The sequence below is a fragment of the Streptomyces sp. NPDC088785 genome (assembly GCF_044750685.1).
In the GTDB taxonomy this organism is placed as follows: Bacteria; Actinomycetota; Actinomycetes; order Streptomycetales; family Streptomycetaceae; genus Streptomyces.
Map to the genome: position 1 here is coordinate 1 of NZ_JBIVKH010000007.1, position 13,829 is coordinate 13,829.

Annotated in this window: 11 protein-coding genes and 1 tRNA gene; 8 read left to right on the top strand and 4 right to left on the bottom strand. The window is 73.7% G+C overall.

The genetic code is table 11. The features are described 5' to 3' along the window. Nucleotides 1-231: 231 nt before the first annotated feature. The 3 genes from ACIP5K_RS20445 to ACIP5K_RS20455 all read left to right on the top strand — a co-directional run bounded on the left by ACIP5K_RS20445 (nt 232) and on the right by ACIP5K_RS20455 (nt 5,125). Nucleotides 232-1,449, top strand: coding sequence for a 4-hydroxybenzoate 3-monooxygenase (locus ACIP5K_RS20445; protein ID WP_401411381.1), 1,218 nt, complete (start codon nt 232-234; stop codon nt 1,447-1,449). A 93-nt stretch (nt 1,450-1,542) separates the two neighbouring features. Beyond that, on the top strand, nt 1,543-3,234 hold the full coding sequence (locus ACIP5K_RS20450; RefSeq protein ID WP_401411383.1) for a methyltransferase: 1,692 nt from the start codon (nt 1,543-1,545) through the stop codon (nt 3,232-3,234). 190 nt (nt 3,235-3,424) lie between these two features. Continuing rightward, complete coding sequence (locus ACIP5K_RS20455) at nt 3,425-5,125, top strand: carbohydrate binding domain-containing protein (protein WP_401411385.1); 1,701 nt, start codon at nt 3,425-3,427, stop codon at nt 5,123-5,125. A 99-nt stretch (nt 5,126-5,224) separates the two neighbouring features. Here ACIP5K_RS20455 and ACIP5K_RS20460 read toward each other — a convergent pair. Continuing rightward, nucleotides 5,225-5,312, bottom strand: a tRNA-Leu gene (locus ACIP5K_RS20460). 197 nt (nt 5,313-5,509) lie between these two features. On the opposite strand from ACIP5K_RS20460, the gene ACIP5K_RS20465 reads away from it, so the two are divergent. The 3 genes from ACIP5K_RS20465 (at nt 5,510) to ACIP5K_RS20475 (ending at nt 8,121) form a co-directional block, all read left to right on the top strand. After that, nucleotides 5,510-6,835, top strand: coding sequence for a M20/M25/M40 family metallo-hydrolase (locus ACIP5K_RS20465; protein ID WP_401411387.1), 1,326 nt, complete (start codon nt 5,510-5,512; stop codon nt 6,833-6,835). 165 nt (nt 6,836-7,000) lie between these two features. Beyond that, on the top strand, nt 7,001-7,234 hold the full coding sequence (gene chpH, locus ACIP5K_RS20470) for a chaplin ChpH (RefSeq protein ID WP_361544317.1): 234 nt from the start codon (nt 7,001-7,003) through the stop codon (nt 7,232-7,234). Nucleotides 7,235-7,368: 134 nt separating this feature from the next. Further along, complete coding sequence (locus ACIP5K_RS20475) at nt 7,369-8,121, top strand: chaplin family protein (RefSeq protein WP_401411389.1); 753 nt, start codon at nt 7,369-7,371, stop codon at nt 8,119-8,121. Between the two features lie 82 nt (nt 8,122-8,203). Here ACIP5K_RS20475 and ACIP5K_RS20480 read toward each other — a convergent pair whose 3' ends face one another. Then, nucleotides 8,204-8,392 carry a DUF5703 family protein gene (locus tag ACIP5K_RS20480; protein ID WP_111666225.1) on the bottom strand — a complete coding sequence of 63 codons (189 nt, stop codon included), beginning with the start codon at nt 8,390-8,392 and terminating at the stop codon, nt 8,204-8,206. A gap of 47 nt (nt 8,393-8,439) precedes the next feature. Here ACIP5K_RS20480 and ACIP5K_RS20485 point away from each other — a divergent pair, with 47 nt between their 5' ends. After that, the gene (locus ACIP5K_RS20485; protein ID WP_401411391.1) at nt 8,440-9,105 is read left to right on the top strand and encodes a hypothetical protein; all 666 of its coding nucleotides are present in this window, start codon (nt 8,440-8,442) and stop codon (nt 9,103-9,105) included. A 106-nt stretch (nt 9,106-9,211) separates the two neighbouring features. On the opposite strand, the gene ACIP5K_RS20490 is transcribed toward ACIP5K_RS20485, so the two are convergent. Then, nucleotides 9,212-11,431: a helix-hairpin-helix domain-containing protein gene (locus tag ACIP5K_RS20490; protein WP_401411393.1), complete on the bottom strand. Its 2,220-nt coding sequence runs from the start codon at nt 11,429-11,431 to the stop codon at nt 9,212-9,214. After that, nucleotides 11,428-12,411, bottom strand: a complete 984-nt coding sequence (locus tag ACIP5K_RS20495; protein ID WP_401411395.1) for an aldo/keto reductase — start codon at nt 12,409-12,411, stop codon at nt 11,428-11,430. The genes ACIP5K_RS20490 and ACIP5K_RS20495 overlap by 4 nt, the downstream gene beginning before the upstream one ends. A gap of 144 nt (nt 12,412-12,555) precedes the next feature. On the opposite strand from ACIP5K_RS20495, the gene ACIP5K_RS20500 reads away from it, so the two are divergent. After that, complete coding sequence (locus ACIP5K_RS20500; RefSeq protein WP_401411397.1) at nt 12,556-13,620, top strand: LLM class F420-dependent oxidoreductase; 1,065 nt, start codon at nt 12,556-12,558, stop codon at nt 13,618-13,620. Nucleotides 13,621-13,829: the final 209 nt, after the last annotated feature.

Here is a 13,829-nt window from a genome sequence, read left to right on the forward strand (position 1 = left end):
CCCTATCCTGGCCGCCCCCCCCCGCCGCCCCCCATATTACCATCCGCCCCGCGCGGCGCACCCCGGGCGGGGCCGCCGCGGTCCACACCAAGTCGCCCCCGCCCCCCCCGGCCGGCGCCGTACCCGGACCCCGGCGCGCACGGCCGTCAACCCGCGTGCACACACCACCGTGCGTGCATACGGGGGAATCTCGCACGGCCGGACACCGGGGGCCACTTACGATCACCCGCTGTGACAGAACCCCCCTCCGTGACAACAGCCGGTGACACGGCCGACGTTGTCATCCTCGGGGCCGGACCCGCCGGCCTCCTCCTCGGCAACCTCCTCCAGCGCGGCGGCGTCGACTGCGTCGTCCTGGAGCGCGGCAGCCGGGAACACGTCCGGACCCGGGCACGCGCCGGATTCCTCGCCGCCCACACCGTGCGGATCCTGCGCCGGCACGGCCTGGCCGACGGCCTCGACCGGCACGGCCAGGACCACAGCACCTGCGAGTTCCGCTCCGACGACGGACGCTTCCGCCTCGACTACGGCCGCCTCGGCCGGGGCGAGCGGCACACCGTCTACCCCCAGCAGGACCTGGTGAGCGACCTGCTCGCGCACTACCTCGACGCCGGGGGACGCGTCCGCTTCGGCACCGAGGCCCTCGACGTGCACGGCACCGGCACCGACCGGCCCACGGTCACCGTCCGCACGGCCGACGGACGCCCCGGACACTGGCGGGCCCGGTACGTGGCGGGCTGCGACGGCCGGCACGGCGCCGCCCGCCGCGCCCTCCCCGCCGACGCCGTGCGCCACCACCTCGACCACGGCGTGAGCTGGCTCGGCCTGCTCGCCGACGCCCCGCCCAGCCTCGACGCCGTCGGCTACGCCGTGCACCACCGCGGCTTCGCCGGACACATGGCCCGCACCGCGACCGTCACCCGCTACTACCTCCAGTGCGAGCGCGCCACCCGCGCCACCGACTGGCCCGACGACCGGATCTGGGACGAGCTGTCCCTGCGGCTGCGCGCCGACGCCTACGGCCCGCTGCACCGGGGCGCGATCAGCCACCGCGGCGTCGTCCACCTGGAGTCCGACGTCATCGAACCCCTGCGGCAGGGCTCGCTGTTCCTCGCGGGCGACGCGGCGAGCCTGATCAGCCCGTCCGCCGCCAAGGGCGCCAACCTGGCCGTCCTGGAGGCCGAACTCCTCGCCGAGGCCCTGCTCGACGACCTCGCGCACGGCGACCCGGCCGGCCTCGACACCTACTCCGCGCGCGCCCTCGACCACATCTGGCGCGCCCAGGAGTTCTCCCACTGGATGATCGCGCTGCTGCACGGCAGCCCCGGCGCGGACGGCGAGGCGCGGTTCCGCGACTCCCTGCGCCGGTCCCGGATCTCCGCCCTGCGCGACTCCCGCGCCCAGCAGGACTGGTTCGCCGAGCACTACGTCGGCGTCGGCGCCCCCTGACAGAACCGTTCCTCCCCCTCTCCTCCCGCTCTCCCGTCCCCTCTCCGCTTTCCGCACCCTGAAATCGAGGCATCCCACCCGATGGTCACCACGATGGCAGGCGAAACGTCCCGTCTGCGCGCGACGGTCGACTTCGTCCGCGAGCAGGACACCGCCACCCTGCTCCCGCTGCTCCTTCCCGGCCTCGACGGCCCGGAACTGCGCTCCCTGGCGGACCGCTGCCGCTTCGCCCACGCGGCCCTGCTGCTCTTCCCCCGCGACGCGCAGGACCTGCGCACCACCCTCGCCGACTGCGGCCTCGACCCCGACGGCCCGCCGCGGCCCAGCGTCGTGGTCCGCGAACGGCTCGCCGTCCGCCACCGCCGCGACCCGGCCGACCTCGACGTCGCCATCCTGCGCCCCGCCGTGACCGGCCTCGACGGGGCCCGCCGCACCGTCGAGGTGTTCGCCCTGACCGTGCCGCCCGGCTCCGGCCTCGACCCCCTCGTCGCCCACGAGCGCGAGCGGCAGCACGAGGCCCACCTGGCCTTCGAGGTCGACGGCCCGGACCCGCTGGTGCTGCGCGGCCTGTGCGCCACGCTCGCCCGGCACGGCGCGGTGCCCGACGGCGGCGGCTACAACCCGCACGAGAACGGCACGGTCTTCTACTTCGCCGCCCCCGACAACGCGAAGACCGAGTACCGCCGCGTGGAGCTGTACGCCCCCGGCGACCACCGCGACGTCCTCGCCGCCCACCTCGCGGCCCACCGCGAACGGCAGCCCGCCGAGGCCCTGCTCCGCCTGCTCACCGGCGCCTGGACCACCCAGGCGCTCGCCGCCTGCGCCGAACTGGGCGTCGCCGACGCCCTGGACACCGGCCGCGGGACCACCGTCGACGACCTGGCGGAACGTATCGGCGCCACCCCGCGCACCCTCGCCACCCTCCTGCGCTACCTGGCGACCCTGGGCGCGGTGAGCGCCGACCCGGGCCTCGCCGACGGCTACCGGCTCACCGCGCTCGGCGCCCTGCTGCGCGCGGACGCACCGGAGTCCATGCGCCCCCTCGCCCTGCTCTACGGCGGCCCGTTCTACCGCTCCTTCGGCGCGCTCGCCCACACCGTGCGCACCGGGGAGACCGGCTTCGAGCACCTCTTCGGCGCCCACCACTTCGACCACTTCGCCGCCGATCCCGAGCTGGCCGACCTCTTCGACCGGTCCATGGCCGCGGGCGCCGCCATGTTCGGCCCGCTGCCCACCCACCCGGTCCTGCTGGCCGCGGGCCGCCGCGCGAACCCGGCGACCGTGGTCGACGTCGCGGGCGGCAACGGCGCGCTGCTCGGCCGGATCCTCGGCGTCCACCGCAGGCTGCGCGGGGTCCTCCTGGAGCGCCCGCACGCCGTCGAGGCCGCCCGCGACGCGCTGGAGGCCGCCGGGTACGGTGAGCGCTGCACGTACCGGACCGGGGACTTCGCGGACGTCCCCGCGGGCGGCGACGTCTATCTCCTGTCGCGGATCCTGCACGACTGGGACGACGACCGCTGCCGGGAGATCCTGGACCACATCGCCCGCGCGATGCCCGACCACGCCGATCTGCTCGTCGTCGAACGCGTGCTGCCCGCCGACGGCTCGCCGTCCCTCGCCGCCGCCTGGGACCTGCACATGATGTGCAACGTCGGCGGCCGGGAGCGCCGCGCCGACCACTACGCCCGCCTCTTCGCGGGCGCGGGTCTCACCCTGGTCGGCCAGGAGCGGCTGCCGCTCGACGGCAGCGTGCTGCACGTGCGCCGGGCGACCGCCGCGAACTGACCGGTGCGCCCCGACCCGTCCGCCGACGCCCCTCGCCCGGTGTCGGCGGGCGGGGCGGTGCGGGACGCGGACCGCGCGGACCGTCTTGACAACGGCATTGGTCCATACCAACTTGGTTGCGGCACGGCAGCAGTACGGCCCCACAGGTTCGCGTACGTCCCCAACACCCCCTTACGCACCGGGAGTTCGTGTGTCCCCCACCGGAAGAGGGCGTCCTTCGCGGCGCTCCGGAAGATCCCGCATTCTCGCGCTCGTCGGCACCGCCGCCCTCGCCGTCGGCGGCGCGGTCGCCCTGCCCGGCACCGCGCAGGCGGCCAACATCCTGGGCAACGCCGGCTTCGAGTCCGGCGCGCTCGGCCCGTGGTCCTGCACCGGCGGCCTCGGGTCCGTGGTCGCCGCCCCCGTGCACGGCGGCACCAAGGCCCTCGCGGGCGCCGCGAGCGCGAGCGACATCGCCAAGTGCAGCCAGACGGTCGCCGTCCAGCCCAACACCACGTACACCCTCTCCGGCTGGGTGCGCGGCAACTACACCTACCTCGGCGTCGACGGCGGCGGCTCCACCTGGACCCAGTCCCCGACCGCGTACTCCCAGCTCACGGTGAAGTTCACCACCGGCGCCGCGCAGACCAGCGCCACGATCTACACCCACGGCTGGTACGGGCAGGGCACCTACAACGCCGACGACATCAGCCTCGACGGCCCCGGCGGCAGCACCGACACCCAGGCGCCGACCGCGCCCACCGGCCTGACCTCCACCGGCAGGACCTCCTCCAGCGTGTCGCTGTCCTGGGGCGCGGCGAGCGACAACGTCGGCGTCACCGGTTACGACGTCTACAGCGGCGGCGGCACCAAACTGCTCACCGTCGGCGGTACGTCGGCCACCGTCTCCGGGCTCTCGCCCTCCACCGCGTACAGCTTCACCGTCAAGGCGCACGACGCGGCGGGCAACAGCTCGGCCGCCTCGAACGCCGTCTCCGTGACGACGAGCGCCGGTTCCGGCGGCACCCCCGGCTTCAAGCAGGCCGCGCCGTACTTCTACACCGGCTGGGGCAACCCGCCCAGCCCCGCCACGGTCATGAGCGCCACCGGCGTCAAGTGGTTCACCATGGCGTTCGTCCTCGCCTCCGGCGGCTGCAACCCGGCCTGGGACGGCTCACGCCCCCTCACCGGCGGGCAGGACCAGACCGCGATCAACGCCATCCGGGCGGCCGGCGGCGACATCGTCCCCTCGATCGGCGGCTGGAGCGGCAACAAGCTCGGCCCGAACTGCTCGACGCCGCAGGCCCTCGCGGGCGCCTACCAGAAGGTGATCGACGCCTACGGCCTCAAGGCGATCGACGTCGACATCGAGAACACCGACGAGTTCGAGAACACGGTCGTGCAGGACCGCATCCTGAACGCCCTGAAGATCGTCAAGACCAACAACCCCGGCCTGCGGACGATCCTCACCTTCGGCACCTCCACGACCGGCCCGACCTCGTACGGCAACCGGCTCATCGAGCAGGCCAAGGCGCTCGGCGCCGACATCGACGTCTTCACGATCATGCCGTTCGACTTCGGCGGCGGCAACGACATGTACGGCAACACCGTGAACGCCGCCGAGGGCCTGAAGACCAAGCTCAAGTCGGTCTTCGGCTGGGACGACGCGACCGCCTACGCCCACCTCGGCATCTCCGGGATGAACGGCCTCAGCGACCAGCAGGAGACCACGACTCCGGCGATCTGGACCCAGATCAAGGACTGGGCGAACAGCAAGCACATCGCCCGCCTCGCCTTCTGGTCGGTCAACCGCGACCGCCCGTGCGCGGGCGGCGGCGTCGCCGAGAACTGCTCCGGCATCAGCCAGGACAACTGGCAGTTCACGAAGATCACGGCGGGCTTCACCGGCTGACCTGACCGGCAGGCGGACCGGCACGCGGCCGGTCCGCCTGCCGGACGTCGAAAGACGCCCGGAAAAACAGAAAACCCCCAGATCGACTGGGGGTTCCGCTGGTGTCCGAGGGGGGACTTGAACCCCCACGTCCGATAAAGGACACTAGCACCTCAAGCTAGCGCGTCTGCCATTCCGCCACCCGGACAAGGTGTCTGCCGCCTTGCGTGCGGGGCGCTGCCCCGCGGCGACACAGAGAACATTACCAGGGTTTCGGAGTGCTCCGATCACACCCCCACCTCGGCGCTTCCCCTGTGAACGGCACGTGACGAGCGGTGCCCGCCCTTGGGTCCTGACGTCGGGGGAGAGAGGATGAGGGGGATCCACAGGGAGAGAGGAACACACGTGAGTGAGCCGAGCACGGGCAGGGCCGTCTCCGGACAGGACGAGGTCGTCGACCTCTGCCGCGAACTGATCCAGATCGACACCAGCAACTACGGCGACCACTCGGGACCCGGCGAGCGCAAGGCCGCCGAGTGGGTCGCCGAGAAGCTCGCCGAGGTGGGTCTCGAACCGAAGATCTTCGAGTCGCACCCCGGCCGCGCCTCCACGGTCGCCCGCATCGAGGGCGAGGACCCGTCGCGGCCCGCGCTCCTCATCCACGGCCACACCGACGTCGTCCCGGCCAACGCGGCGGACTGGACCCACCACCCCTTCTCCGGCGAGATCGCCGACGGATGCCTCTGGGGCCGCGGCGCCGTCGACATGAAGGACATGGACGCGATGACCCTCGCGGTCGTCCGCGACCGGCTGCGCACCGGCCGCAAGCCCCCGCGCGACATCGTCCTGGCCTTCCTCGCCGACGAGGAGGCCGGCGGCACCTGGGGCGCGCGCCACCTCGTCGACAACCACCGGGAGCTCTTCGACGGGGTCACCGAGGCGATCAGCGAGGTCGGCGGCTTCTCCTTCACGGTGAACGAGCAGCGCCGGCTCTATCTCGTCCAGACCGCCGAGAAGGGCATGCACTGGATGAAGCTGAGCGTGGCCGGCACCGCCGGGCACGGCTCCATGATCCACCGGGACAACGCCATCACCGAGCTGTCCGAGGCCGTCGCCCGGCTCGGCCGCCACCAGTTCCCGGTCCGCGTCACCAAGACTCTGCGCCACTTCCTCGACGAACTCGGCGACGCGCTCGGCACCGAGCTGGACCCCGAGGACATGCAGGAGACGATCGCCAAGCTGGGCGGCATCGCCAAGCTGATCGGCGCCACCCTGAGCAACACCGCGAACCCGACGCAGCTCGGCGCCGGGTACAAGGTCAACGTCATCCCCGGCGAGGCCACCGCCCACGTCGACGGACGCTTCCTGCCCGGGCACGAGGACGAGTTCCTCACCGACCTCGACCGGCTCCTCGGCCCGCACGTGAAGCGCGAGGACGTGCACGCCGACAAGGCCGTCGAGACCACCTTCGACGGCGCGCTCGTCGAGGCCATGCAGACCTCGATCGCCGCCGAGGACCCGATCGGCAAGGCCATCCCGTACATGCTCTCCGGCGGCACCGACGCCAAGTCCTTCGTCGAGCTGGGCATCCGCAACTTCGGCTTCGCCCCGCTCCAGCTGCCGCCCGAGCTGGACTTCGCCGGCATGTTCCACGGCGTCGACGAGCGGGTCCCGGTGGACGGACTCAAGTTCGGCGTCCGGGTGCTCGACCGCTGCATCGACGCGTCCTGACGCGTCCGGCGGGCGTCAACCCGACGCCCCTCCGGTAATTCGGCCGTCCGTGCGTACTGGGCTGAAAAGAGTGAAAGGAACCATAGGCTCGTAGCCCCATCAGTTCCTCCTCGTTACAGGGAGTGCAGTCCGCGGCTGGGACTGCATTGCCAACAAGGAGGAATAATGATCAAGAAGGTCGTCGCCGCTGCGGCTGCCACTGGTGGTCTGGTTCTCGCGGGTGCGGGCATGGCCGTCGCGGACTCCGGTGCCCAGGGTGCTGCCGTGCATTCTCCCGGCGTGCTCTCGGGCAACGTCGTCCAGGCGCCCATCCACATCCCGGTGAACGTCTGTGGCAACACGGTCTCCGTGATCGGGCTGCTGAACCCCGCCTTCGGCAACACCTGCGTCAACAGCTGACGCTGTTGAGCCTCACCCCTTGAGGGTCTGAGTCCGTCGGCCCCGGAGTGCGCGCCATGCGCTCCGGGGCCGACGGGCATTACCCAGCGAAGTGCAGTGCTTCACGCGCTGAGAGTGCTAAGGCAGGGAAAGCTATGCGACAGGTCACGCGCAAGGGCCTGATCACCGTGGCGGCCGCGACCGGCGTGCTCGCCGTCACCGGCGGCTACGCGCACGCCGACTCGGGTGCGAACGGAAGCGCGTCGGGCTCGCCCGGCGTCGCCTCCGGCAACAACGTGCAGGTTCCGGTCGAGGTTCCGGTCAACGTCTGCGGCAACACCGTGAACGTCATCGGGCTGCTGAACCCGGCGATCGGCAACGACTGCGGCAACACCACCCCCCACGACGGCGGCTACGGCGACGAGAGCGGCGGCGGCCACCACGGCCACCAGCCCTCCGGCGGCGGCGCGCACGCGGGCGGGCACACCGGGGGCTCGCCGGGCGTCGGCTCCGGCAACCACGTCCAGGTGCCCATCGAGGTCCCGGTCAACGTCTGCGGCAACTCGGTCGGAGTCGGCTCCCTCGGCAACCTCGTCACGGGCAACGACTGCGCCAACCCGGGAAGCGAGCACGTGACCCCGCCGGCCACGCCGCACACCCCCGGAAAGCCGCACCAGCCGGGTACGCCGGGCAAGCCGGGCGAGGCCGTCAAGCCCGCGACGCGGGCGATCCACTCCACCCCGGACAGCCCGCACGCGCCGCAGACGCGGAGCGTGGCCCGACCCCAGGGCGAGTCGCATCTCGCCATGACCGGCAGCTCGCTGCCCGTCGGCGCGACGGGCGCACTGGCCGCGGGCGCGCTGCTCGGCGGCGCGGTGCTGTACCGCCGCTCGCGGACCGGCGCCTGACGCGCGGGCAGGCGACGGCACGGAGCGGGCCCCGCCTCGGCGGGGCCCGCTCCGTTTTTCGGCCGGGCCCGTCGGGTTCAGGTCACCATGTGGCCCGCACCTGGCGGATGATCCGCCTCCGCAGGCGCACCCGGCGACTGCCGTCGCGGCGCAGGCTCAATCGGTCCAACTCCCAGTGTCCGTACTCTGCATGGTCCGTCAGCAGGCGCGTCGCGTCCTTGCGGGAGACCCCGCGCGGCACGTACACGTCGACAAATTCGTATTCCGGCATCGCATCTATTGTGCGGGCACGGGCCCGGTACGGATAGCGTCTGCACTATGTCTGATGCTGCGCAGCCCACCGCTGCCGAGGTACGCACCGCCGCAGAGGCGGTCAAGGCTGCGCTCGACCGTCACCTGGCGGCTGTCGAGCGCAGGTCGGGAGAGGACGACCCGGCCGTCTACGAAGCGTTCAACGAGCTGGCCGCGGCGGCCGAGGAGTACGACGAGCTCCTCTACGACCGCTACGACGAGGTCACCCCCTTCGAGATCCCCGGCGGCGACGACTCGCTGCCGCCGTACACCGGACCGGAGGAGCCGAACGCGCTGAGCGTGCTGATCCGACGCGACTACGCCGTGGTCGAGCCGCAGCGTCTGCTCGCCCAGGCGGGCCGGATCGCCGACATCGAGGCCGGGCCGGACACCGACCCCGACTCGGCCGGCCGCGGCGTCCATGCCGCGCTGGGGGTCCTCTTCGGCGAGTTCGAGCCGGACGAGATCGCCTCCCGGCACAAGGAGTTCGGCCTGGAGGAGGGCGACTCGACGCTCTGGGTCGCGGCCGCCGACGAGCCGGCCGAGCCGGGGGAGTGGCTGGAGGCCCCGTTCGACCAGGCCGATCCGCAGCGGGTGGTCTGCCGCTTCGACGTCAGCGCCGTCTTCGACGACGACCTGGACCCCGACGACGACAGCGTCGCCACGGAGCACCTGGAGGACGCCGACCACTGACCGGACGGCCCCCGCCCCACCCCGACGGCAGGCTGCCCCCGCCCGCGCCCACCGGCGCCGCCGGGGGCAGCCTGCCGTCTCCGTGCGCTCCCCGCCCAAACAGGCCCTAGGCCCCGGGCACCTGGGCCCGGACCAGGCGCTGCAACCGGGTCGTCCGCGGCTTGGCCGCGACCTCCGCGACGGCCCGGGGCAACGCCGCCTCCACCCCGTGCACCACGGACAGGTGCCGCTCCCCGCGCCCGAACGCCGTGTACACCCAGGGCCGGCTCAGCGCCGCCGCCGCGTCCCCGGGCAGCACCACCACCGCGGCGGGCCACCGCAGCCCGGCCGCCTGGTGCCCGGTCACCGCCCACCCGTGCCGCACGGCCCGCTCCACCTGCTCCTTCGGTACGAGCACGGGCTCCCCGTCGCACTCCAGGCGCAGCCCCTCGGCGTCGGCCCCGACGACCCGCCCGGGCCTGATCCGCCCGGGACCCGCGACGTGCACCACCCGGTCCCCGGGGTCGAAGCCCCCGAACCGCCCGGGCCCCGGATTCAGCCGTTCCTTCAGTGCCGCGTTCAGCGCCCGGGTGCCCGCCGCGCCCGCATGCCCCGGAGTGATCACCTGGGTGTCCTCGGCGGGCACCCCGATGGCCCGCGGCACCGAGTCGGCGACGAGCTGCACCGTGCGGTGGACGGCCTCGGCGCCGTCCCGCACCGGCACGATCACGACCTCCTTGCCGGGCGCCGCCACCTGGTTCAGCTCGCCGATGCCGATGCCCGACACCAGCTCGCCGATCGGCCCGAAGTCCGGGGTGCGCGAGGCGAGGCGCGGGCAGATCCCGGCGGCCAGCAGATCGCCGAAGACCCGGCCGGGCCCCGCCGACCCCAGCACGCCCGGATCGCCGCTGAGCACCAGACCGGTGCCGTCGGAGAGCAGCTCCACGAGCATCGCGGCCGCGTCCACGTCCAGCTGCGGCGCGTCCAGGACCACCAGGAGATCGACGGCGAGCGCGCCGTCGGCGTCCCGGCCGGGGCCCTGGGCCTGGGTGAGCAGGCCCTCCACGGTCGCCGGGGCGGTCTCCGGCGCGTCGGCGCCGAGCAGCGCGGCGGCCCGGCGGCGCCCGTCGGCGCTGTGGACGGCCACACAGACCCGCAGGCCCAGCCCGGCCGCGGCGGAGGCCAGCGCGAGCGGCTCGGCGCGGGCGGCCTCGCCGCCGGTGTGCAGCACCAGCCGGTGCGCGGCGGCGGCCCGGATCAGCTCGGCCGTCGTACCGGAAGCGGCGGCGGCAGCCGCCTCCCAATCGGCCGCGGAGGAGCCGCCGTCCTTGGCCGCGGAGTTGATGAGGCGGGCGACGCCGTCCGCGAGGCTCTCCTCGGCGAGCGCGTACCGCTCCAGGCCGACGAGGATCCGCACCGGCCGCTCGGGCTCCTCCTCGCCCTCCGCGACGGGCTCGGGCTCCGGCGCGTCCGCCACGGGGTCCTGGAACAGGATGGCGTCGCCCCCCGCGGCGGCGCTCTGCACGGCCTCGTCCGGATCGGGCACCGCACGCCTGCCGAGCGCCTCGGACAGCACCGACAGGTCGAGGGCGGTGTGCCCGGCGACCGCCGCCTGTTCGAGCAGCCACACGGTGACCGCGCGGCCGCGCCGCTCGTCGTCGGGGCCGCACGCGTCGCCGAGCAGGGCCCGCGCGAACCCGTCGGCCTGCTCCGGGCGCACCCCGGTCACCCGCAGCAACTGCCAGGGGTCCTCGCGCAGCAGCTCCTCGGCGCCCTCGCCCAGCTCCGCGGCGGCGGCCGGTGCGAGCGCGTCGGGCGCCCCGCCCTCGACGAGCACGGCCCGCACCGCGGCCACCGTGTCCGCGTCGGGTCCGGCGTCCACGACCGGCGCGGCGGGGGTACGGGGGCGGGGCGGCGCGGGCGCGGCGGCCGGGCGCGGCGCGGGCTCGGGCTGCGCGAACACGGCGGCGGCCGGCTTCTCGCCGCTCTCCACCGCGCGGACGGCGGCGAGCAGGTCGGCGGCGGTGCCGCTCAGCTTCGTGCCCGCGGCGATCGGCCCCTCCTTGGCGGCCTTGCGCTGCGCGATCCGCTCCCGCAACTCCCGCTGCGCGGCCAACTCCGCCTCGGCCTCGGACGGCTTCGCCGCCTGCTCGGCGCCGGCCTCGGCCGGCTGTCCCGCCGCGTCGGCCCCGGTCGCCCCGGCCACCCCGTTCACCCCGTCCGCGCCCGCTTCGGCTCCGTCGCCGCCCCCCGCGGCCTCGGGAGCCGCGCCGGACGTCTCCGGGTCCGGCCCGGCGTCGGGGCCCGGCCCCGACTCGTTCTCCGCGGCAGCGGACTCCGTACTCACAACGTGCTCCAGTCCTGATCGGGATAGCGGTGCACGGGCGCCGACACGTCGTCGAGCGCCTGGCAGATCTCGTCAGGAAGACTAAGGGCCTCCACTGACAATGCGGCCGTGAGCTGCTGGGCGTTGCGCGCGCCGACGATCGGCGCGGTGACGCCGGGCCGGTCCCTGACCCAGGCCAGGGCGACCTGGAGCGGCGTCACGGCGAGGCCGTCGGCGGCTATGGCGACGGCGTCCACGATGTGCCGCGCGGCCTCGTCCAGGTAGGGCGCGACGAACGGCGCCATGTGGTCGGAGCCGCCGCGCGAGTCCGCCGGGGTGCCGCTCCGGTACTTCCCGGTCAGCACCCCGCGCCCGAGCGGCGACGACGGCAGCAGCCCGATGCCCAGGTCCACGGCGGCCGGCAGCACCTCCCGCTCCACCCCGCGCTGCAACAGCGAGTACTCCATCTGCGTGCTGGCGATCCGGGTGCGGGTGCCCGGCGCCGCGAGCTGCCAGGTGCCCGCCTTGGCCAGCTGCCACCCGCAGAAGTTGGACACCCCCGCATAGCGCGCCCGCCCGCTGCTGACCGCGATGTCGAGGGCCTGGAGCGTCTCGTCCAGCGGGGTCCCGGTGTCGTAGGCGTGGATCTGCCAGAGGTCGACGTAGTCGGTGCCGAGCCGGGCGAGCGAGGCGTCGAGCGCGGAGAGCAGATGGCCGCGCGAGCCGTCGAAGCGCCGGTCCGGGTCGGGCACGCTGCCCGCCTTCGTGGAGATCACCAGGTCGCGGCGGGGGACCAGGCCCTCGACCAGCCGGCCGAGCAGGTACTCCGACTCGCCGTCCCCGTACACGTCGGCCGTGTCGACGAGCGAGCCGCCCGCCTCCCAGAAGACCTTCAACAGGTCGGCGGCGTCGTGCTCGTCCGTGTCGCGGCCCCACGTCAGGGTGCCGAGCCCGATCCGGGACACGCGCAGGCCGGTACGGCCGAGATGCCTCTGCTCCATGGGCGCTGAGAGTACTGGCCGAAGGTCAGGAAGTGGCGACCTGTGGATGACTCTCGCGCCGCCCGTGGCGTTAGGGTGCCGGACAAGAGACATTACCGATGGGTAATCCAGCGGTTCCCGCACGCGGTTAAGGGGATGTGGTCAATGAAGCTCGGCATCAATCTCGGGTACTGGGGCCTGGGGATGGACACCGACAACCTCGCCGTCGCCAAGGAGGCCGACCGGCTCGGCTACGCGGTCTGCTGGGCCGCCGAGGCGTACGGCTCCGACACCGTGACGGTGCTCAGCTACGTCGCCGCGCAGACCGAGCGCATCGACGTCGGCTCGGCCATCATGCAGATCCCGGCCCGCCAGCCCACCATGACGGCGATGACCGCCTCGACCCTCGACACGCTCTCCGGCGGCCGCTTCCGGCTCGGCCTCGGCGTCTCCGGACCGCAGGTCTCCGAGGGCTGGTACGGCGTGAAGTTCGACAAGCCGCTCGCCCGCACGCGCGAGTATGTCGACATCGTACGCAAGGCCATGAGCCGCGAGCGGGTCTCCTACGAGGGCGCGCACTGGACCCTGCCGCTGCCCGACGGCCCCGGCAAGTCCCTGAAGCTGACCGTGCACCCCCAGCGCGAGCACATCCCGCTCTACATCGCCGCGATCGGCCCGAAGAACCTGGAGCAGACCGGCGAGATCGCCGACGGCGCCCTGCTGATCTTCCCCTCCGCCGAGCACCTGGAGGACACCGCGATCTCGTACCTGCGCGCGGGCCGCGAGAAGGCCGGCCGGACGATGGACGGCTTCGACGTCTGCCCGACCGTGCCGATCGCGGTCGGCCCGGAGGGCGGCGACCGGGACATCTCCGCGCTCGCCGACTCGTTCCGCCCCTACACCGCGCTCTACGTGGGCGGCATGGGCAGCGCCAAGCAGAACTTCTACAACCAGCTCGCGCAGCGCATGGGGTACGAGAAGGAGGCCGCCGAGATCCAGGAGAAGTACCTGTCCGGCGACAAGGACGGCGCCGCCGCGGCCATCCCGCAGAAGCTCATCGACTCCACCACGCTGCTCGGCTCGGTGGACCGGATCGCGGACCGGATGCGGGAATACGCCGAGGCCGGTGTCACCACCCTGACGCTGTCCCCGGCCGGTTTCACGCTGGACGAGCGGCTCGCCTCACTGCGCGCGGGCGTCGAGGCGGTGGAGCGGGCCGGACTGGCCTAGTCCCGCCCAGGACACCGGGGCCGGGGGAGCGGGGGCCGGGGGAGCGGGGAGATTTCCGCGGCCGTGGTGGGGGCTCGGGGGTCTTCCCCGCCACGGCCGTCACGGGTAACAACGCGCCATCGGGCCCGTGGTTACGCCTCGCCCCCCCGGTACGGCTCCTCCTTTCGGCCGAGTCGCCGGCCGCACCTGTTGCCGGGCACCGCGCCGCG